The sequence below is a fragment of the Vibrio sinensis genome, from assembly GCF_003605645.1.
GTDB lineage: Bacteria > Pseudomonadota > Gammaproteobacteria > Enterobacterales > Vibrionaceae > Vibrio > Vibrio sinensis.
Window position 1 is genome coordinate 147413 of record NZ_QVMU01000007.1, and the last position, 19961, is coordinate 167373.

Annotated in this window: 21 protein-coding genes; 5 read left to right on the plus strand and 16 right to left on the minus strand. The window is 42.5% G+C overall.

The features are described 5' to 3' along the window. Nucleotides 1-60: 60 nt before the first annotated feature. On the plus strand, nt 61-444 hold the full coding sequence (locus DZ860_RS10215; RefSeq protein WP_120030896.1) for a DUF3461 family protein: 384 nt from the start codon (nt 61-63) through the stop codon (nt 442-444). Nucleotides 445-487: 43 nt separating this feature from the next. On the opposite strand, the gene pgpA is transcribed toward DZ860_RS10215, so the two are convergent. From pgpA to vcdP, 15 genes are all read right to left on the minus strand, one after another. Beyond that, complete coding sequence (pgpA, locus tag DZ860_RS10220) at nt 488-994, minus strand: phosphatidylglycerophosphatase A (RefSeq protein WP_120030898.1); 507 nt, start codon at nt 992-994, stop codon at nt 488-490. 18 nt (nt 995-1012) lie between these two features. Further along, nucleotides 1013-1981, minus strand: coding sequence for a thiamine-phosphate kinase (gene thiL / locus DZ860_RS10225; RefSeq protein WP_120030899.1), 969 nt, complete (start codon nt 1979-1981; stop codon nt 1013-1015). Between the two features lie 65 nt (nt 1982-2046). Then, nucleotides 2047-2514 carry a transcription antitermination factor NusB gene (nusB, locus tag DZ860_RS10230; protein ID WP_120030901.1) on the minus strand — a complete coding sequence of 156 codons (468 nt, stop codon included), beginning with the start codon at nt 2512-2514 and terminating at the stop codon, nt 2047-2049. Continuing rightward, nucleotides 2514-2984, minus strand: coding sequence for a 6,7-dimethyl-8-ribityllumazine synthase (ribH, locus tag DZ860_RS10235; RefSeq protein WP_120030903.1), 471 nt, complete (start codon nt 2982-2984; stop codon nt 2514-2516). The genes nusB and ribH overlap by 1 nt, the downstream gene beginning before the upstream one ends. A 148-nt stretch (nt 2985-3132) precedes the next feature. Beyond that, complete coding sequence (gene ribBA, locus DZ860_RS10240) at nt 3133-4242, minus strand: bifunctional 3,4-dihydroxy-2-butanone-4-phosphate synthase/GTP cyclohydrolase II (RefSeq protein ID WP_120030905.1); 1110 nt, start codon at nt 4240-4242, stop codon at nt 3133-3135. A gap of 53 nt (nt 4243-4295) precedes the next feature. Continuing rightward, a complete protein-coding gene (locus tag DZ860_RS10245; protein WP_120030907.1) occupies nt 4296-4949 on the minus strand; it encodes a riboflavin synthase in 654 nt (217 codons plus the stop codon). Between the two features lie 2 nt (nt 4950-4951). Further along, nucleotides 4952-6058, minus strand: a complete 1107-nt coding sequence (gene ribD, locus DZ860_RS10250) for a bifunctional diaminohydroxyphosphoribosylaminopyrimidine deaminase/5-amino-6-(5-phosphoribosylamino)uracil reductase RibD (RefSeq protein ID WP_120030908.1) — start codon at nt 6056-6058, stop codon at nt 4952-4954. Nucleotides 6059-6070: 12 nt separating this feature from the next. Continuing rightward, complete coding sequence (gene nrdR / locus DZ860_RS10255; protein ID WP_120030910.1) at nt 6071-6520, minus strand: transcriptional regulator NrdR; 450 nt, start codon at nt 6518-6520, stop codon at nt 6071-6073. Between the two features lie 129 nt (nt 6521-6649). Then, complete coding sequence (locus tag DZ860_RS10260; RefSeq protein WP_120030912.1) at nt 6650-7900, minus strand: glutamate-5-semialdehyde dehydrogenase; 1251 nt, start codon at nt 7898-7900, stop codon at nt 6650-6652. Between the two features lie 17 nt (nt 7901-7917). Continuing rightward, on the minus strand, nt 7918-9057 hold the full coding sequence (gene proB / locus DZ860_RS10265) for a glutamate 5-kinase (protein WP_439333121.1): 1140 nt from the start codon (nt 9055-9057) through the stop codon (nt 7918-7920). Nucleotides 9058-9172: 115 nt separating this feature from the next. Continuing rightward, on the minus strand, nt 9173-9562 hold the full coding sequence (gene crl / locus DZ860_RS10270) for a sigma factor-binding protein Crl (RefSeq protein WP_120030916.1): 390 nt from the start codon (nt 9560-9562) through the stop codon (nt 9173-9175). 85 nt (nt 9563-9647) lie between these two features. Continuing rightward, nucleotides 9648-10895, minus strand: coding sequence for an esterase FrsA (gene frsA, locus DZ860_RS10275; RefSeq protein WP_120030918.1), 1248 nt, complete (start codon nt 10893-10895; stop codon nt 9648-9650). 198 nt (nt 10896-11093) lie between these two features. Further along, a complete protein-coding gene (gpt, locus tag DZ860_RS10280) occupies nt 11094-11558 on the minus strand; it encodes a xanthine phosphoribosyltransferase (RefSeq protein ID WP_120030920.1) in 465 nt (154 codons plus the stop codon). Nucleotides 11559-11830: 272 nt separating this feature from the next. After that, a complete protein-coding gene (locus DZ860_RS10285) occupies nt 11831-13120 on the minus strand; it encodes an NCS2 family permease (protein WP_120030922.1) in 1290 nt (429 codons plus the stop codon). 425 nt (nt 13121-13545) lie between these two features. After that, entirely contained in the window at nt 13546-13632 is an 87-nt protein-coding gene (vcdP, locus tag DZ860_RS25245) for a small protein VcdP (RefSeq protein WP_500691414.1), read from the minus strand. A 448-nt stretch (nt 13633-14080) separates the two neighbouring features. Between vcdP and DZ860_RS10290 the strand changes: the two genes are divergently transcribed. The 4 genes from DZ860_RS10290 to DZ860_RS10305 all read left to right on the plus strand — a co-directional run bounded on the left by DZ860_RS10290 (nt 14081) and on the right by DZ860_RS10305 (nt 18365). After that, nucleotides 14081-15553, plus strand: coding sequence for an aminoacyl-histidine dipeptidase (locus DZ860_RS10290; protein ID WP_120030923.1), 1473 nt, complete (start codon nt 14081-14083; stop codon nt 15551-15553). Nucleotides 15554-15965: 412 nt separating this feature from the next. Then, nucleotides 15966-16409 carry an ATP-dependent zinc protease family protein gene (locus DZ860_RS10295; RefSeq protein ID WP_120030926.1) on the plus strand — a complete coding sequence of 148 codons (444 nt, stop codon included), beginning with the start codon at nt 15966-15968 and terminating at the stop codon, nt 16407-16409. After that, complete coding sequence (gene rimK / locus DZ860_RS10300; protein WP_120030928.1) at nt 16409-17314, plus strand: 30S ribosomal protein S6--L-glutamate ligase; 906 nt, start codon at nt 16409-16411, stop codon at nt 17312-17314. Before DZ860_RS10295 ends, rimK begins: the two co-directional genes overlap by 1 nt. Next, on the plus strand, nt 17274-18365 hold the full coding sequence (locus DZ860_RS10305; RefSeq protein WP_120030930.1) for a succinylglutamate desuccinylase/aspartoacylase family protein: 1092 nt from the start codon (nt 17274-17276) through the stop codon (nt 18363-18365). Before rimK ends, DZ860_RS10305 begins: the two co-directional genes overlap by 41 nt. Nucleotides 18366-18522: 157 nt before the next feature. Here DZ860_RS10305 and DZ860_RS10310 read toward each other — a convergent pair whose 3' ends face one another. Further along, nucleotides 18523-19887 (minus strand): sodium-dependent transporter, encoded by a 1365-nt coding sequence (locus DZ860_RS10310; RefSeq protein ID WP_120030932.1) that lies wholly within the window; start codon nt 19885-19887, stop codon nt 18523-18525. Between the last annotated feature and the right edge of the window lie 74 nt (nt 19888-19961).

Genomic DNA, 19961 nt, shown 5'->3' on the forward strand with positions numbered 1-19961 from the left:
TACGCTTAGGCTGCTACAGTTGTTCATGTTAACAATATCATAACTAACGAGAGGTAGCCTATGTTCCCTAACCTGATTGGTTTAGGCATTCAAGATCCAAAGCTGATTGAACGCTATTCACTCCGACAGGAAGCACTTAAGGATGTATTGAAAATCTACTTTCGCAAACAAAAAGGCGAACTGTTTGCAAAAAGTGTGAAATTTAAATTTCCACGCCAAGTGAAGAATGTACTGATTGATAGTGGCAGCCATAAATACAAAGAAGTCACAGAAATCAACCGAAGCTTAACGATGATCATCGATGAGCTAAATAAAATCACTAAGCCAGTACCCAGTCCAGATGCGGATGTTAAACAAAAAATCCTCTCTGATTTGCGCCATTTAGAGAAAGTGGTCTCAAGTAAAATAGCCGAAATTGAATCTGATTTAGAAAAACTGAAATAACGTCCAGTCGATCTAAAAAGGGTTCCATTACGGAACCCTTTTTTTAAACTAACCAGCCTGCATATTTTCCGACAAAATAAAGCACAATACCCGCCATTGCTCCGGCGACCATATCATCAATCATAATCCCGAAACCACCATGAACACGTTTATCTAACCAACTAATTGGCCATGGTTTAATCATGTCAAAGAAACGAAAAAGCACAAACCCTGTCAGCAACCATTTCCACTCAGTCGCTGGGATTTTCAACATGGGTACAACCAACATCGTAATCCAAAAACCAACGAATTCATCCCATACGATCGATCCATGATCATGAACTTTCATATCATCTGAGGTCACTTGGCAGATTTTTACACCAATGATACCGGCAATGACTATCGCAACGACATAAAGAGATAAAGGTAATTGAACGAGCAACAGGTAAAGAGGGATCGCTGCAAGAGTCCCCATCGTACCCGGTACAATTGGAGATAAACCGCTACCAAATCCTGTCGCCAGCAAATGCCATGGATTTTTCATTGAAAGTAGAGAAATAGGATTCGTCATAATTCAGTTTTCCTCTCATCAAGCTTTAAAATGATCGTAACCACTCAGGTCCCAATCAAGTAATGTGCCTCGTTGATGCAGTTCGAAGTGGCCTTGAGGGCGAATTTGTCCAATACATGTCACTTTCGTATTGCTATGCGCTAATGCACTATCTATTGAACCTTTATTGTGCTCTGGCACAGTAAAACAGAGTTCATACTCTTCTCCACTCGTCAGGGCATATTGCTGTGCTAATTCAACATCACCTACGAATTGTAATAACTCATTCGAGATAGGCAATAGACTTACATCAATACTTGCTCCGACTTGTGAGCGTTTAAGTATATGAGCCAAATCAGAAATAAGACCATCTGAGATATCAATGGCCGAAGACGCAAGCTCCAATAATGCACAACCCGCGAGTACTCGCGGTGTAGAAAGATAGTGGCGCTCTTCAAGCACATCGGAATATGGTTTATTTTTTAGTGTCGGATTCAAAATAATATCCAGACCTGCTTTGCTATCACCCAGCATTCCGGTTACGTATATCCAATCTCCAACCTTAGCTCCATCTCTACGCAACGCTTTATCTTCTGGCACAAAGCCTTGCACTGTTAACGTCAAGCTCAATGGACCTTTTGTGGTATCACCACCAATCAATTGAATACCAAAATAGTCGGCTAACGAAAAGAAAGAATCACAGAAAGGCTTTAACCATGCTTCATCAGGCTCAGGCATTGTTAGCGCTAAGGAAACCCACGCAGGAGTCGCCCCCATAGCTGCGAGGTCGCTAATATTAGAAGCCAACGCTTTATGTGCAACCCATGCTGGGTTTGCATCGACAAGGAAATGAGTGCCTGCTACTAATGTGTCAGTACTGATGGCAATAGAAACATTTTGAGGGGGACGTACAATGGCGCAATCATCTCCAGCACTTAGCAAGACATCCTTGCGTAACTGTTGACGATTAACGAAGTATTTTTCGATTAAATTAAATTCACCCGACATATCCAACGCTCAGATATAATATGAAAAAGGCCAGCGATTAGCTGACCTTTTTAAATAGTAAACAGTTACTTCTTGCGAACGTGAGGTGCAGCTTTATCAAGCACACCATTAACGAACTTATGACTATCTTCAGCAGCGAATACTTTTGCAAGCTCAATTGCTTCGTTGATAACCACTTTATAAGGTACGTCTTCACGACGAGTCATTTCGTACATAGCAAGACGAAGTAACGCCAACTCCATCATATCCAGATCTTGCATTGGACGCGATGTGTATGGACGAATTTTGCAGTCTAGCTCTATGTGACTTAGCACAACACCTGTTAGTAGGTCACGGAAGTATGCGACGTCAGTGTCTGGTGCAGAAAGTGCAGGTTCAGAGCTGTGGTGCTCTTCCTCATCATACTTACCACCAGATAAAAACTGCTCTTCAATTGTGGCAACATTTTCTTTGGTAATTTGCCAAGAGTAGATCGCTTGTAAAGCGAATCGACGTGCATTACGACGTGCGGCTGGTTTCACACTGGCCCCCATTAGGAATCGATTTCAGAAAGAACGTTAATCATCTCAAGTGCGCTCAGTGCAGCCTCTGCACCTTTATTACCAGCCTTGGTTCCTGCGCGCTCAATTGCTTGATCAATAGTATCAACAGTTAGAACACCGAATGCGACTGGAAGACTAAACTCCATAGACACTTGTGCCAAACCTTTGTTGCATTCACTGCAAACATAGTCAAAATGTGGTGTACCGCCACGGATAACGGTGCCTAGCGATACGATAGCATCGTATTTGCCCGTTTTTGCTACACGTTGAGCAACAAGCGGTAATTCAACTGCACCAGGGCAACGAACTACAGTAATGTTGTCTTCGCTAACTTGTCCATGACGCTTTAAAGTATCGATTGCACCAGACAATAGACTTTCGTTAATAAAACTATTAAAACGAGAAATAACGATAGCAATTTTTGCATTTGGCGCTGGGAAGCCACCCTCGATCACTTTCATAAGCCTTCCTTTAACTATATTCATCAAGTGAGAATCGCCGGATTCTAGCACAAAACTGTGAGCAATATCTAATAGAGATTTAGCTCTGAAACAAAAGAGCAAGACATCTGCGACATCCTACTCCAAAACTAATAGAGAACTGAGTCGTTTACTCGCAAACGTACTCAACTACATTCAAACCAAAACCACCTAAAGCATGGTATTTCTTGTCGCTTGACGACAACAAACGCATATCATGGATGCCTAAGTCAGCTAAGATTTGGGAGCCTACTCCCACACGACGCGAAGTACCCTGCTTCTTCGCCATCGTTGGCGCTTGACCTTTATCTTGAGCTTCGAATGTTTTAACTCGGTGAATCAACAAGTCTGCTGATTCTTCGTTACCTAAAACAACCAGTACACCACCTTCTGAACCAATGCGCTTCATCGCTTTCTCAAGTGTCCAGCTTCGCTCTGCGTTGCGGTCACTACGCAATAAGTCGGTGAACGTATCGTGTAGGTGTACACGTACTAATGGTGCAACACCATCAGCACTCGCTTTGCACAATGCATAATGCACTTGGTTATCGATAGTGTCGCGATAAGTCACAAGATTAAACTCGCCAAACTCTGTTGGTAGCTTGCATTCAGCAACACGCTCAATCGTTGTTTCAGTGTTATTACGATATTCAATTAAATCCGCAATAGTACCTAATTTTAGGCCATGTTTTTCTGCGAAAATTTCAAGATCTGGACGACGAGCCATTGTGCCATCGTCATTCAAAATTTCCACGATAACAGATGCTGGCTCTAAGCCTGCAAGACGGGCCAAATCACAACCTGCTTCAGTATGACCAGCACGAGTTAGAACACCACCCTCTTGGGCCGCTAGAGGGAAGATATGACCTGGTTGAACCAAATCAGCTGCAACCGCATTTTTTGCAACCGCTGCTTCGACTGTGCGAGAACGATCCGCTGCCGAAATCCCAGTCGTTACGCCTTCTGCCGCTTCAATTGAAACCGTAAAGTTCGTAGTGTACTGAGCATTATTATCTTGCACCATTGGCGGTAAACCAAGATTTTGGCATCGCTCGCGAGTCATAGTTAGACAAATAAGACCGCGACCGAAAGTTGCCATAAAATTAATCGCTTCTGGCGTCACATGCTCTGCAGCCATGATCAAATCGCCTTCATTCTCACGATCTTCGTCATCCATTAGGATAACCATTTTTCCCAAACGGATATCTTCGATTATTTCTTGCGGCGTACTAATCGGCATATTTATTCTTCCTATTATTAGCGTTCTACTGGGTTCTATCGCAATGCTATCGGCTAAGCGAAACCATTTTGCTGTAGGAACTCCATTGTAATTCGAGACTCTGTAGATGGTTCTTGGCGGCTAACCAGTAAACGTTCCATATAGCGAGCTAGCACATCCACTTCTAAATTTACTTTACGTCCGACATGGAAACTCGTAATCGTAGTTTCTTCCCCTGTGTGAGGAACAATCGTCAGTTTAAATTCATTTTTACGTAATGCATTAACCGTTAAACTAATACCATCAACGGTTATAGAGCCTTTTTCTGCAACGTATTTATTTAGCTCTTCTGGCATTGCGACCCAAAATTCAATCGCACGCCCCACCATATTACGCTCGACAATCTCTCCAACGCCATCAACATGTCCTGAAACAATATGACCGCCAAAACGAGTAGTCGGTAACATAGCTTTTTCTAAATTAACTTTGTCGCCTGCTTGGTAGTTGGTAAAACCTGTTTTGTTTAGTGTTTCAACCGACAAATCAGCGGTGTAGCTGGTGTCGTTCATTTGAACAACAGTTAGACATACACCATTCGTTGCAATGCTATCACCAAGCTTTACATCCGACATATCTAACTTACCAGCAGAGACAGTCACACTGATGTCTTCGCCTTTAGGTGTAATGGCCGTAAGCGTACCAACGGCTTCAACAATTCCAGTAAACATGATTAACGTTCTTTTTTTATTGGTAACGCTGTAATTCGGATATCTTTTCCAACCATCGTTACTTCTTTAATATCTAAATCCAAAGCTTGCGACATGTGCTCTAAGCCCAGTACACCAAACAACCCTCGTCCGTCGCTACCCATCACTTTAGGCGCAAGATACAATATCAGCTCATCAACCAAATCTTGTTGAATCAGGCTACTCGCTAAAGTTGCTCCAGCTTCGACCCATACATGATTGATGTTGTGCTCATTGACTAATGTGGACAATGTAGAACGCAAGTCAATCTGCTCTGGTGTCTCTAAACTCAATGCCACATTACCTTGAGGTGAGACTTGAAGTATATCGCCACCACACTGGTAAATCTTAAGGTCAGAAGAAAGCTTAGACTGCCGATCTAAAATCACTCTTACTGGCTGACGAAGTTGATCTTGAGCATAAACCTCTTGAACAGAAGAGGGTAAATCCGACCAACGAACATTCAATGAAGCATTATCTTCTATCACCGTTTTACTGGTCGATAAGATAGCACCTGACTGTGCTCGAAAATGCTGTACATCTTTACGTGCACAAGAAGAAGTAATCCACTGACTATGTCCATTAGCTAAGGCCGTCTGTCCATCAAGGCTTGCTGCCATTTTCAACTGAACATAAGGCATTCCTGTTTTCATTCGCTTAATGAAAGCAGGGTTTAAAGACTCTGAATCAACTTCAAGTAGCCCTACTTCAACCGTAATCCCCGCTTCTCGTAGCATTTGAATGCCACGACCAGCCACTTGAGGATTCGGATCTTGCATCGCGCAAATCACTTTCGCGACTTTGGCATTAATTAAGCCTTCAGCACAAGGTGGTGTCCGCCCATAATGCGAGCAAGGCTCTAATGTGACATAGGCCGTCGCACCTTCTGCTTTCTTACCCGCCATACGAAGTGCATGAACTTCTGCATGGGGCTCTCCTGCTCGATAATGAAATCCTTCACCAACAATCTCACCATTACGCACGATAACACAACCTACATTTGGATTAGGTGCGGTGGTATAAATGCCTTTTTTTGCGAGCAAGATAGCCCGTGACATCATTTGATAATCTAAAGCAGAAAAAATACTCATACAGGTACCAATTTAATCTTCTAACTTGGCGATCTCTTCGCCAAATTCGCGAATATCTTCAAAGCTACGATAAACAGACGCAAAACGAATATAAGCCACTTTATCGAGCTCTTTTAGCTGGTCCATGACTAGGTTTCCAATCATGTCACTCGGTACTTCGCGTTCGCCTGTTGCTCGAAGTTGAGACTTAATCATACTGATCGCAAGCTCTACGGCATCAGCACTCACTGGGCGTTTTTCTAGCGCTCGCATCAAACCACCGACCATTTTATCTTCGTTAAATGGTTCACGGTTACCGTTTGATTTAATGACACGCGGCATGACAAGCTCTGCCGATTCAAATGTAGTAAAACGTTCACTACAAGCTAGACACTGTCGGCGACGACGGACTTGATGACCGTCTGCAACCAAACGAGAATCGATCACTTTCGTATCGTTCTCTGAACAAAAAGGACAATGCATATCACCTCCAAGTAATTAGCATCAGTGTAACGGAATTACTCTTGTTAAGAAAAGCAAAAGGGACCACTAAGGCCCCTTTTCATTAAACTTTGACGGCTTTTACCGTTCAAACAAGTAAATTTGTAACGATTAGCTACGTGATAAATAGTTAGCTTTACCAACCCATTTATAACTGGTTAGTTCTTCTAAGCCCATTGGGCCACGTGCATGCAATTTCTGAGTCGAAACCGCAACCTCAGCACCAAGACCAAATTGAGCACCATCGGTAAAACGTGTTGATGCATTCACATACACTGCTGCCGAACCCACAGAGTTAATAAACAGTTCTGCATTTTCTAGGCTATTAGTCATGATGGCATCAGAGTGACTGGCATTGTGTACTCGCATATGGTCGATAGCTTCTTTTACATCCGCAACGACTTTTACACCTAAGGTATAGCTTAGCCACTCAGTATCAAAATCACCCTCAACCGCATCACGACTGCCGGCAACGTCACCAATAATCGCTTTAGTTTTTGGCTCAACCACTAAGGTTGCTTTGTCTTTTAGACCGGCCACCAGCATCGCTAAAAATGCATTAGCGACATTTTCATGAACCAATAGCGTATCCAAAGAATTACATGCTGACGGACGCTGCACTTTTGCATTCTCAACCACAGCCAACGATTTTTCCAAATCTGCACTTTCATCGATGAAGATATGGCTGATACCAAAGCCACCAATAATCACTGGGATGGTGCTGTTCTCTTTACACATTTTATGCAAGCTAGCGCCACCACGAGGAATAATCATATCGACGTAATCATCAAGCTTAAGTAGCTCTGAAACGAGTTCGCGATCTGGCTTTTCAATGTACTGCACTGATGCCGCTGGTAATTGCGCTTTTTCCAATGCTGATTGAATGACCTTAACGAGTTCCATGTTAGAGAAAAACGTCTCTTTACCACCACGTAAAATACTGGCGTTACCCGTTTTTAAACACAGAGCAGCGATATCAATCGTAACATTTGGACGAGCTTCATAAATCACACCGACAACACCAAGAGGTACGCGACGACGTGAAAGCGACATTCCATTTTCAAGAACTTTACTGTCGATCTCACTTCCTACTGGATCGTTCAAGCTAATGACGTTACGGACATCACTCGCGATCCCAGCTAAACGCGCTTCATTTAAAAGTAAACGGTCAAGCAATGCTTCAGTCACACCCGCTGCGCGAGCTTGTTCAAGATCTTTTGCATTTGCAGCCAAAATATTGGCTGAGTTGGCTTCTAGTTCATCGGCAATGATTGCTAGCGCTTTGTTTTTTTGTGCCGTTGATGCTGTTGCCAGAATGAAAGCTGCATCTTTTGCAGCTTTACCCATATTCGTTAAACTCACGTCAATTCCCTCTATAATTATTCTTGAATTACGACCATATCATCGCGGTGAATCACTTCACTTCCGTAGTCATAGCCAAGGATAGCAACAATGTCTTTGCTGTGTTTGCCAATTATTTTGCTCAGATCTTGACTAGAGTAACTTGAGATACCTCGAGCAATCAGTTTACCGTGAGCATCTGTTACGCGAACCACGCCACCGCGACTAAACTCACCACGGACTAAAGTGACGCCTTTAGCCAGTAAACTACTGCCTTTACCAATAACGGCATTAACAGCGCCATCATCAATCACAATATCACCCGCAGCCGCTGGACCTGCAAGAATCCAACGCTTACGGTTTTCGAGAGCTTCAGAGCAAGGCAAGAATCGCGTACCTTGTGGTTCACTGCTTAGTGCATCAAAAATCACATCCGGTGCACTACCAGCAGCAATGATAACTTCAATGCCAGCTCGACGAGCAATATCTGCCGCTTGTAATTTCGTCGCCATGCCCCCCGTACCCAATGTGGTACCACTGCCACCCGCTATTTTACGTAGTGTGTCATCGATGGTTCGAACTTCTTTGATCAGTTCTGCATTTGGATCTTTACGTGGGTCAGCAGTGAACAGCCCTTTTTGGTCCGTTAACAATAAAAGCTTCTCAGCGCCACATAGGATCCCAACCAATGCCGATAGGTTGTCGTTATCGCCCACCTTAATTTCATTGGTTGCGACCGCGTCGTTTTCATTCACAATCGGAATAATGCCATGTTCAATCAAAGCATTAACCGTATCTCTTGCATTAAGAAAACGTTCACGATCTTCAAGATCCGCTCGGGTTAGCAAAATCTGACCGATTTTGATTCCATAAATTGCGAATAGAGATTCCCACGTTTGAATCAACTGGCTTTGCCCGACTGCAGCAAGCAGTTGTTTGCTTGCCATTGAGTTGGGCAGTGCGGGGTAACCAAGGTGTTCTCTTCCTGCTGCAATAGCACCAGATGATACGATGACCACTGAATGGCCTTGTTTCTTGAGTTCAGCACATTGACGCGCAAGCTCTACCATATGAGCGCGATTTAAAGCTAATGTGCCACCGGTTAATACACTGGTACCCAGTTTCACAACCACTGTTTGTGACTGTGCCGCATTTACGCCTTGTTGATTCATTACCATAATCTGTTGTGAATAATTTGAACCTGATGTTTTAACAATCAAACGGGTAATTCACAAGTGAAAAAGGCACCCTTAGGTACCTTTTTTATCTTCAATGAGAATTTCCAGAATAGAATTACGTAAATTGTGCCGACTGCGGATGCAGCTTGACTGACAATGCAAATTTACTGCTTAACATTTGCTCTAATTTTTCATGAAATGCCATTTGAGTTCGGTTGACTTCCTCAATGGCTTTTTTAGGCAATTTCTTCTCCTGCCAATTTCCCTCTATGTCATAAAGACCAATTAAGTAACGAGCACAAAACGCATCGCCATCACGTTCCAGTTCTAACCACCACCCCCAAAACTCACGTTCTTCGGGTGATTTTTGATCATTGACACACACGGACAAACAATCAAATAAATAATAATTTTCGCGGCTCAATGGCTCACGAAGATAAGGTCCTATCGATTTTAGGTTCGAGATCAAGCGAAAATGTGTCGGCGCTTTAGTCACTTCAGACATAGACACCCTCCATGGTTTGTTTTTTAATTATCAGAGATTTACTTATCTCCCTTATCCTTAAGAATCGTCTAAAAAAGCCTCACTGTCATCTAAATAGCTCATCTTCTAGCCACTTTATCGCTAAATCGAGGGATTGCTCATATCCTTGGCTAATAGTTTTCGTATTGATTTTTTTTGCTTTGCCATAATCACTAAAAAGTGCAACCAGTTGATTATCGCTATATGGTGATACCGGATCCCCTTCAAGACTCATTGCAAGAATAGGCACTCGGGTTTTCCTAGAAGAGAGGATTCCTTGGACTTTTAACGACCAAGCCATCAACTGCCCCGTCAGGCTATTCATATCAACAACATCTTTACCTAAACGCGAGGCTAATATGTCGAGATACATTTTCGGCATTTTCAGCAACTTCTTCGGTGACACAAAAATATCATGGATAGGCGCACCCAATGTGACACAAGCTTTTACTTTATCTGGTTCCATAAATGACAAGCGAACCATGGCATTCCCGCCAAATCGAAAACCAACAAGCCCAACACGATAATGATCAACCCAAGGAATGGACGGTAATTCATTCAATACTGCTTGATGCAGTACCGATGTATTCTCAGTTAACGACCAATGTGAACTGTGGCCCACAGAGGGCATATCTACCGTAATCATCGCGATATTTTTTTTAGCCAGATGATCTCGGAATAAACGCCACATATCGGTCTGGAGGCTATCAAGACCTGCACTCACAATCACCACAGGTTGAGGTTTCTCCGTACTGGTTAAATGCAGGTAAGCTTTGATTCGTTTTCCCTCATAGGGAATATCTAACTGCTTAATAATATATTTGGTTTTCTTCGCTGCTTCGTCATACGCCTTATGAGCAAGCACTTGCGCTTGTAAAGCCAAGTTATCATTTTTCAAATGAGGATAACCTGCAATGCTATAGCAAAGTGATGCGCTGAAAAGCTCATCAGCCGCTTGCTCACCTTTCATATCATGAGCGCGTTTCTGGTGTAGCATCCCTAGCTTAGTCCACTCGAATGTCCAGTTTCCTCGGTGATAACCCATTACCGTATCTAGCCATTCATCGTGAGTTCGAGAATGTGGTGACGAGGCAATTTTGGCTAAGACCGATTCTAACTCGATAGGATCAAGGCCTTGCCAGTTCCACTGTAATCGGCGCAAGTGTCGATACCATTTACTCCCATCCTGAGTACGTTTTTCTGCCAGAATAGTTTGATTAGTCGGCATGTAACGAGTCAGTTCTGAGGTTTCTTTGGCTTGTTTATGATTGGTAAATAGTGCTTCGGAAAGGTTTTGCTTATCTGGTGTCGACATGGCGGGTACTTACATAGCAAAAAATCAATTCTGATAGTATACCGCACTCCCTCTCAGTTGCAGTGTTGATCAGCTATCCACTTTATGCGCGAAAGCAATTGTTGGTCATTTAGTGCGATAGCTCACACAACTTTGATGGTCACCGATAAAAAAATACCCCTATAAAAGGGGCATTTTAAAAGACTATATCGATATCAATTATTTTTGCTTACGATTGATTGGCTCAGCGTATTGGATCGTCATATCCCAAGGCTGTTCAATCCACGTATCTTGTGCAATATCCACAACGTAATCATCAAGAAGTTCTTTACCTGATGGTTTTGCACATACTGCAATCAGTTTTGCTTTTGGATACATTTCACGTAACTTACGTGCAGTTTCGCCACTGTCTACTAGGTCTTCAACTATCAAGAAACCTTCGCCATCGCCTTCTGGCGCTTTAACGATTGTCATATCACGTTGATGATCATGATCGTAGCTAGAGATACAAATTGTATCTACATAACGAATTCCCAATTCACGCGCCAAAATTGCGCCAGGAACTAAACCACCACGGCTAACAGCCCAGATGCCTTTCCACTGCTCTGCCGGCATTTGCTTTTCAGCCAATTCACGACAGTAAGTTTGCATGTTGTCCCAAGTGATAATGAATTTGTTGCTCATTGTAATAACCTAATAAATTGAAAATTTGTATCCCCTTGAAACTTTGGCAGACACAAGCCATGTCTTAAGTCATTTCCACAATAGGAAATTGGGGGTTCAAGCTACGCAAACGATTATTCTACCGAAACAACGGCGTAATACCAACGCTGATGTTTAAAATGTAAGACGAAACAAAAGAAATTGCCCCTAGGACAAAGTCCTAAGGGCAATCATTTTTTATTGAGTTCATCAAATTCTCATTGAAGGCGCTTTTGATGCTGCCAAAGAATCTATTAACCAATAACGAATTTAAGAACAAAGATAAGAGACATAACCCAAACACTGGTCGATACGTCACGCCCTTTTCCGCTCATCAATTTAATCGCAGCGTAAGCGATAAAACCAAGAGAAATACCATCTGCAATTGAACCCGTTAAAGGCATCAATAAGCACGTCACCGCAACAGGAGCAGCTTCTGTTAAGTCGCGCCAGTCAACACTCACAAGACCTGAAAGCATCAAAATAGCCACGTAGAACAGAGCGCCTGTTGTTGCGTAAGCAGGGATCATTCCAGCTAAAGGTGAGAAGAATAAAGCAAGTAAGAATAATACGCCGACGGTTACAGCAGTTAACCCGGTACGACCACCAGCAGCCACACCTGCCACACTCTCAATATAAGAAGTGGTGTTTGAAGTACCAAGCAATGCACCTACAGATGTTGCTGTTGAGTCAGCTAAAAGAGCTTTATTTAAACGAGGAATATTGCCTTTTTCATCCGTCAAACCTGCTTTTTGTGAAACGCCAACAAGCGTACCTGCTGTATCAAACAAATCGACAAATAGGAAAGCGAATACAACCGAAATCATACCGATTTCAAATAGGCCAGAAAAATCTAGCTGCATAAATGTTGGTGCGATACTCGGTGGCGCAGACATTAGACCGCCCCATTGAACATCACCAAATGCAATACCTAAAGCCGTCACAGATAGAATAGCTATCATTACCGCGCCTTTAACGCCGCGATGAACGAGAGCAATTGTAAAGAAGAAGCCAAGTGACGCTAATACGGCTGGTAGCGAAGTGATAGAGCCAAGGGAAACTAACGTTGCAGAGTTATCAATAACAATCCCAGCATTCTTCAGCGCAATGAAAGCAAGGAACAAACCAATGCCCGCCGAAATACCCGTACGCAATGAAACGGGAATCGAGTTAATGATCCACTCGCGAATTTTAAAGATACTAAGTAAAACAAACAGTAAACCAGAAACAAACACGGCTGCTAATGCAACTTGCCATGTGTGACCCATACCGAGAACGACAGAATAGGTAAAGAACGCATTCAAACCCATGCCAGGAGCTTGAGCAATTGGGTAGTTAGCGACAATACCCATAATAAAACAACCGATAGCAGCAGCTAAACAGGTTGCAACAAACACAGCGCCACGATCCATACCTGCATCTGCAAGGATAGCTGGGTTTACAAAAATAATATAAGCCATGGTCAAAAACGTAGTTACACCAGCGACGATTTCCGTCTTAACACTAGTGCCGTTTTCACTGAGTTTAAAGAGTTTTTCCAGCATGGTTGGATCCTATAAAATAGAAAAAGTAAACGATTGCGTAAACGATTGGCTGGATTATAGAGTCATCAAAAAACAAATTCCAGATAGAATTAATACTCTAATTGATATTTTTACCAACCAGATGCATTAAATGACAGAAATCAAAATAGAAAAATGGATATAAACCCTTAACATTCAAGCACTAACACACCAATAAAAAAACAATCTATCGATAAAAACCATTGTAAAAATATTCTGCTATAAGTCGCTATTTAGATTCAATATTGCCTCCGAACGACTGATTGCGTTGAAAAACATGCTTTGGTTATCGTTTTTAGGCAAAAAAAACGCCACTCAATTTGAGTGGCGGTTGAATCATGTCAGCGAAAAGGCGCTGTAAATAAATTCTAATGTTTAGGGGTAAACAAACTGTTCAAGTGGCTAGTTTAGTAACCAAAACTAGCTGGGTATGCAAAGTTGCTTGTATAAACAGAGCTGTTTATCCAGAACGCTGCACTTGGTAAACCTTTCATAGCTATCACCTTAAATCAAAGCAGTTAATAAAAAACGTTGATTTCTCGGTTCCTTGGAGGCGATAAATCGGACTCATCCATTGAGCATTTTTTCTTCCACTGGAAGTTGGTTATAAATATACCACCAAGAAAATTAATTACAATAGTATTGGTGATTAAAGTCACAATATTTGATCTTTTTGCTCAATAAATATGCTAATTGGTAATTTAATTACAGAATAATCACAAGAACATGCCCTTTCATGCATTTTTTGATCACCACCGTTGCTTCTAATTACACTTTCAATACGCCACTTGATGATTTGCCCTTCTATTGGGCTACAACCAAAGGCTCGGGAGTGTTATTCTTGCAGAGTAAAGTTAGAAGCGCCAAACAGCAGCCTGAACAATTAACGAGCTGTGAAATAACACTATATTATTTGGCAATATGCATATTAAGGAGTCATCTGTGTCTGAATTCCATTCTGAAATTAGCAAGTTATCACCTGCACCTATCTGGCAGTTTTTTGATAAAATATGCTCGATTCCTCACCCATCTAAACATGAAGAAGCGCTCGCTCTCTATATTGTTAACTGGGCAACAGAGCAAGGCTTAGAAGTACGCCGCGATCCTACTGGCAACGTATTCATTAAAAAGCCAGCAACGCCGGGAATGGAAAACCGTAAAGGTGTGGTGCTTCAAGCACACATTGATATGGTGCCACAGAAAAACGAAGACACTGATCACGATTTCACTACCGACCCGATTCAACCATACATTGATGGTGAATGGGTAACAGCTAAAGGTACCACTCTAGGTGCTGATAACGGCATGGGAATGGCATCATGTCTCGCTGTTCTTGCTGCTGATGATATTAGCCACGGCCCTCTTGAAGTACTGTTAACTATCGATGAAGAAGCGGGGATGACTGGTGCTTTTGGTTTAGAAGCAGGTTGGTTGGAGGGAGATATTCTTTTGAATACAGACTCTGAGCAAGAAGGTGAAGTCTACATGGGCTGCGCTGGCGGTATCGATGGCGAATTTACATTCAATATTCAACGCGAAGAAATCCCAAGCGGTTTTGTTACACGACAGCTTGTTCTTAAAGGCCTAAAAGGTGGTCACTCTGGTTGTGACATCCATACAGGTCGTGGTAACGCAAACAAATTATTGATCCGCTTCTTAGCTGGACATGCTCAAGAGCTAGACCTACGTATGGTTGAGTTCCGTGGCGGAAGCTTAAGAAATGCGATTCCTCGCGAAGCCTTTGTGAGTGTAGCCGTTCCTGCTGAAAATGAAGCAAAACTGGCTGAGCTATTCAATTACTACACTGAGTTACTAACAACTGAACTGGGCAAAGTTGAAACTGACATCGTTTCTTTCAACGAAACGACTCAAGTAAGCATGGGCGTATTCGCTCTGGCGGATCAACAACGATTCATCGCGGCAATGAATGCTTGTCCAAACGGTGTTATTCGTATGAGTGATGAAATTGAGGGCGTGGTAGAAACATCTCTCAACGTTGGTGTAATTTCAACAAGTGCCGATAGCATTAGCGTCATGTGTTTAATTCGTTCACTGATTGACTCAGGGCGTCAACAAGTTGAAAGCATGCTTACTTCTGTCGCTGAACTTGCCAATGCAAACATTGCATTTAGCGGTGCATATCCTGGCTGGAAACCTGACGCAAACTCAGAAATCATGCAAATCTTCCGTGATATGTATGAGGAAATCTACGGACATAAGCCAAACATAATGGTTATTCACGCTGGTCTAGAGTGTGGTTTATTCAAAGAACCTTACCCTGAGATGGATATGGTTTCATTCGGCCCTACGATAAAATTCCCACATTCTCCAGACGAGAAAGTGAAAATTGATACTGTCGCTTTGTTTTGGGAACAGATGGTTGCTTTACTTAAAAGCATCCCAGTAAAAGCATAAAAAATTAGAAAAACTAATGTGAAAAGCCAGCACTGATTAGCTGGCTTTTTCCATTTTTCTAGATGGCTATCGATAAATAAAATTAATCGTATCGAAAACCTTTTTTAGTTGGTCATGAAATAGCTGGATTGCTACAGTCCCCGTCCTTGAAGCGTCTTTGGGCAAACCATCTTGCCTTCTTCAAGCACCATAACACCGTGTTGTTATGTTGGGAGCGCTCCTTCCTGGAGTGTCTTATTTCTCTTATATACTAATCTGTATAGATAGTCGTGTATTACGTTGTGCATTGCGATTTTTACTTGTAGGCATAACACATAACGGCCTCATTTTATTGGCTGCTATTGACGGGCAATGGCTCATAATCGCAGGCGATAATCCTATACATTTTATATCAACGAACTGAATAATTGTGATGAAGAAAGAAAAACTGCTTGTAGGTTGGTGTGAAACACTATCCCTACCATGTCTTGGTATTGACGAAATTAACGCTAAAATTGATACCGGCGCCAGAACATCTTGCTTACACGCGTTCAAAGTAGAGAGCTTTTACAAGGAAGAGACACTTTGGGTTCGCTTTTGGCTACACCCAATTCAACACAACACGGAAGTAGAAGTCGTTTGCGAAGCTAAAGTTATTGATGAACGTGTAGTTCGTGACTCTGGTGGTCATGAAGAAAAACGCTATGTGATTGAAGCTCTCATGAGCCTCGGCGGACAAACTTGGCCAATCGAAATCACATTAAACAACCGCGAGAACATGGCTTTTCGCATGTTATTAGGTCGCACAGCGATGCATCACCGTATCCAAGTCGACCCTGTAGAATCGTTTCTAATCCCGTTTGAGGAAAATAAATAATGAAAATTGGTATTCTGTCACGCAACGCGAATCTTTATTCGACTCGTCGTCTGATCGAAGCGTGTGAAGTTCGAGGCCATGAAGTGAAAGTTGTTGATGCTCTTCGTTGTTACATGAATATCAATTCTCAGAAACCAGAAATTCACTTTAAGGGTGAAGAGCTATCTGGTTACGATGCTATTATTCCTCGTATCGGTGCATCAGTGACCTTTTACGGCACAGCTGTTCTACGCCAATTTGAAATGATGGGTGTATACCCTGTTAACGAATCGGTAGCGATTACTCGTTCTCGTGATAAATTGCGCTCAATGCAACTACTGTCTCGTCAAGGTATCGGTATGCCAATCACTGGCTTTGCAAGCAAACCAGATGATGTAAAAGATTTACTTGAAATGGTTGGCGGTGCGCCAGTTGTTATCAAACTACTTGAGGGAACTCAAGGTATTGGTGTTGTATTAGCAGAAACTCGCAAAGCGGCAGAAAGCGTAGTGGAAGCTTTTATGGGCTTAAAAGCCAATATTATGGTACAAGAATTCATTAAAGAAGCGGGTGGTGCGGATATCCGCTGTTTCGTTCTTGGTGATAAAGTGATTGCAGCAATGAAACGTCAGGGTGCTGAGGGCGAGTTTCGCTCTAACCTACACCGTGGTGGTAGTGCTTCACTTATTAAAATCACACCTGAAGAACGCCGCACTGCGGTTGCTGCTGCGAAAATAATGGGTCTAAATGTGGCTGGGGTCGATCTACTTCGTTCTGACCGTGGTCCATTAGTCATGGAAGTAAACTCATCTCCAGGTCTGGAAGGTATTGAGGCCGCAACTGGTAAAGACATTGCTGGAATGATTGTCGAATTTATTGAGAAAAATGCGGCAAGCAAAAGGACTAAAACTCGTGGCAAAGGCTAAAAAGAATAGCGTTTTTGAGTTTCTTGGCGAATCTATCGCTCCAGGGGAACGTAAGGTTATTGAGTTAGAAGCTGCAAAGCTTTATACCCACTCACCATTATCGATCCCTGTTGAAATCATCAATGGTACGCAAGCAGGACCAATTTTAATGGTCAATGCTGCAATCCATGGTGATGAACTCAATGGTGTTGAAATTGTACGTCAACTGATCAACACCATTGATGCAAAAAAACTGAAAGGTACGCTAATTGCTGTACCTATCGTTAACGTTTTTGGTTTTATTCACAAATCACGCTACTTACCAGATCGTCGCGACTTAAACCGTTGCTTCCCTGGCAGTGATAAAGGCTCCCTTGCTTCACGCATGGCGAATACTTTCTTTTCACAAGTAGCAAAACGCTGTGATTACATATTAGATTTGCATACTGGTGCGATTCACCGTACCAACTTACCGCAAATCCGCGCAGACCTTAGCAATGAAGAAACATTACGCATTGCTAAAGCATTCGCAACGCCTGTAATCGTTGATGCTCCACTTCGTGATGGCTCATTACGCAGTGAAGCAGAACGATTAGGTATTCCTGTACTAACTTATGAAGCAGGTGAAGCACTACGCTTTGAACCTATTTGTATTAACGCAGGCTATATTGGTGTTCAACGTGTAATGCAAGCAATCGGTATGCTAAGAGCAAGCCGTAAAAAACTTTTAACGCCTGTGATTGCAAAATCAACAAGTTGGCTAAGAGCAGAAAGCGATGGCATTTTGCGCACTTTAGTGACCTTGGGCGAGAAAGTTGAAAAAGGCCAAACTCTTGCTTACATCAGTGCCCCTCTTGGACACGATGAAATCGAGTTAAAAGCGACAAAAGGCGGGATAGTGATTGGTCAACAAACACTTCCACTCGTTAACGAAGGTGATGCAATTTTCCACCTAGCTTACTTTACCGAAGATGATGATGAAGTAGAACAAGCTGTAGAAGACTTCATTGAAGATGTCGCAGATTATGATTTAGAGCCTCTTACAACAGGTCAAATCAATACTCCATCTTAGTCATACTAAAAAGCCCTTGAATTTATCAAGGGCTTTTTTTATATCCATTGTCCCGTCCTGAAATGTGTTTACACATTGAGGACGAATTATGAATAAGCACTCAGCCCCTAAATGTGGGTGCACATTTAGGGCTGGGTACTTCAATAACTATACATACTTAACCAAATGAGGCCCAAATTACCGTCGCAACCAATAGTGGGCATACAAACTTAACGTATACCGGCCATACACGACCAAACCAACCTAAAGAAAACTCTGGATAACCTTGTTCAAGCTCCTGAAGTTTACTATGACGGCTCCATACCCAACCACCAAATAGACAGAACAACAATGCTGCAATTGGTTGTAGGTACTGAGTAGCAACCATCGCGACTAAGCCAAACATCGAGTTAAAGTTAAATACGATTACGATACTAAATGCGGCTATCAGGCTACCTAGCACCCAGCTTGTTGGGGTTCGTTTAGTATTAAAACGTTCACCTACCAAAGAAACTGAACACTCCAACATCGAAATCGATGACGTTAAGGCCGCAATCGTCAGCAAGGCAAAGAACACAATCGAAAATATCTGCCCTAACATACCAAGGCTATCAAACATCAGTGGCAATACGGTGAACACAAGCGTGTCTGAACTCAACAATGAACCATCTTCAGCATAGATTTGAACGCCCTTTTGCATTGCGACAAACATCGCTGGCATCACGACCAACCCGGCAATAAAGGCAACGGCTGTATCCACCAAAGTAACGTTCATCGCCATCTTAGGTAGGTTCTCTTTCTTACTTAAGTAAGATCCATAGATAAGCATTGAGCAACCACCAATAGTCAAAGAAAAGAAACCTTGCCCCATTGCAGCCAAAATCAGTTTGCGGTCGAATACTTTCTCAAAATCAGGAACAAGATAGTGCTTTAACCCCTCGACAGCGCCGGCTTGAGTCATGATGTACACAAACAACAAACCAAATAACACGAATAATGCAGGCATGAGTCGAGTTGACCATTTTTCGATACCCTGCTTAACGCCACCTTGTACGATTAAAATCGTCAGAACATAAAAAACTAAAGTGCCAAATAAATTACGCGCAACGCTAAAACCTTTAAACCAATCTGCAGCACTCGCAAAACCAAACAGCTCCGAAATACCACCAAACATAAAGCAAATAATCCAGCCACCGACAATGCTATAAAAAGCAAGTACAGCACTTGGAACGCTCAACCCAATCCAGCCGACAATACTACCAACACGCTTTCCTAACGGATTAACGGTGAGTGAACGCATACTATCAACAGGGTTTGCTTGCCCATGTCGACCAATGGCCATTTCAACCACCAGCATTGGATAAGCCACCACAAAGATCATGATCAAGTACACAAGTAAAAATGCGCCACCACCATTGCTCGCCGCTTGTGTTGGGAAACCCCATATATTACCTAGCCCTACCGCTGCACCTGCAGCGGCAAGAATGAATCCGAGTCTCGAGCTAAACAGCTCTCGTGTTTGAGATGTTTCTACCTGTGCCATACCACTCAACTTGCACTTATGAACTAGCCAGCTAGTACAATAATTCAGTTATATAATAAAAACAACCAATCATT

Excerpts from the sequence above, each read along its gene's own strand:
- nusB (WP_120030901.1), bottom strand. The coding sequence starts at position 2,514 with ATGGGGGCCAGTGTGAAACCAGCCGCACGTCGTAATGCACGTCGATTC.
- ribH (WP_120030903.1), bottom strand. The coding sequence starts at position 2,984 with ATGAAAGTGATCGAGGGTGGCTTCCCAGCGCCAAATGCAAAAATTGCT.
- DZ860_RS10310 (WP_120030932.1), bottom strand. The coding sequence starts at position 19,887 with ATGGCACAGGTAGAAACATCTCAAACACGAGAGCTGTTTAGCTCGAGA.
- rimK (WP_120030928.1), top strand. The coding sequence starts at position 16,409 with ATGAAAATTGGTATTCTGTCACGCAACGCGAATCTTTATTCGACTCGT.
- vcdP (WP_500691414.1), bottom strand. The coding sequence starts at position 13,632 with ATGAAAGGTTTACCAAGTGCAGCGTTCTGGATAAACAGCTCTGTTTAT.
- DZ860_RS10215 (WP_120030896.1), top strand. The coding sequence starts at position 61 with ATGTTCCCTAACCTGATTGGTTTAGGCATTCAAGATCCAAAGCTGATT.
- thiL (WP_120030899.1), bottom strand. The coding sequence starts at position 1,981 with ATGTCGGGTGAATTTAATTTAATCGAAAAATACTTCGTTAATCGTCAA.
- pgpA (WP_120030898.1), bottom strand. The coding sequence starts at position 994 with ATGACGAATCCTATTTCTCTACTTTCAATGAAAAATCCATGGCATTTG.
- DZ860_RS10245 (WP_120030907.1), bottom strand. The coding sequence starts at position 4,949 with ATGTTTACTGGAATTGTTGAAGCCGTTGGTACGCTTACGGCCATTACA.
- frsA (WP_120030918.1), bottom strand. The coding sequence starts at position 10,895 with ATGTCGACACCAGATAAGCAAAACCTTTCCGAAGCACTATTTACCAAT.
- DZ860_RS10285 (WP_120030922.1), bottom strand. The coding sequence starts at position 13,120 with ATGCTGGAAAAACTCTTTAAACTCAGTGAAAACGGCACTAGTGTTAAG.
- DZ860_RS10295 (WP_120030926.1), top strand. The coding sequence starts at position 15,966 with ATGAAGAAAGAAAAACTGCTTGTAGGTTGGTGTGAAACACTATCCCTA.
- ribD (WP_120030908.1), bottom strand. The coding sequence starts at position 6,058 with ATGAGTATTTTTTCTGCTTTAGATTATCAAATGATGTCACGGGCTATC.
- crl (WP_120030916.1), bottom strand. The coding sequence starts at position 9,562 with ATGTCTGAAGTGACTAAAGCGCCGACACATTTTCGCTTGATCTCGAAC.
- proB (WP_439333121.1), bottom strand. The coding sequence starts at position 9,057 with ATGGTAATGAATCAACAAGGCGTAAATGCGGCACAGTCACAAACAGTG.
- ribBA (WP_120030905.1), bottom strand. The coding sequence starts at position 4,242 with ATGCCGATTAGTACGCCGCAAGAAATAATCGAAGATATCCGTTTGGGA.
- nrdR (WP_120030910.1), bottom strand. The coding sequence starts at position 6,520 with ATGCATTGTCCTTTTTGTTCAGAGAACGATACGAAAGTGATCGATTCT.
- DZ860_RS10305 (WP_120030930.1), top strand. The coding sequence starts at position 17,274 with ATGCGGCAAGCAAAAGGACTAAAACTCGTGGCAAAGGCTAAAAAGAAT.
- gpt (WP_120030920.1), bottom strand. The coding sequence starts at position 11,558 with ATGAGCAACAAATTCATTATCACTTGGGACAACATGCAAACTTACTGT.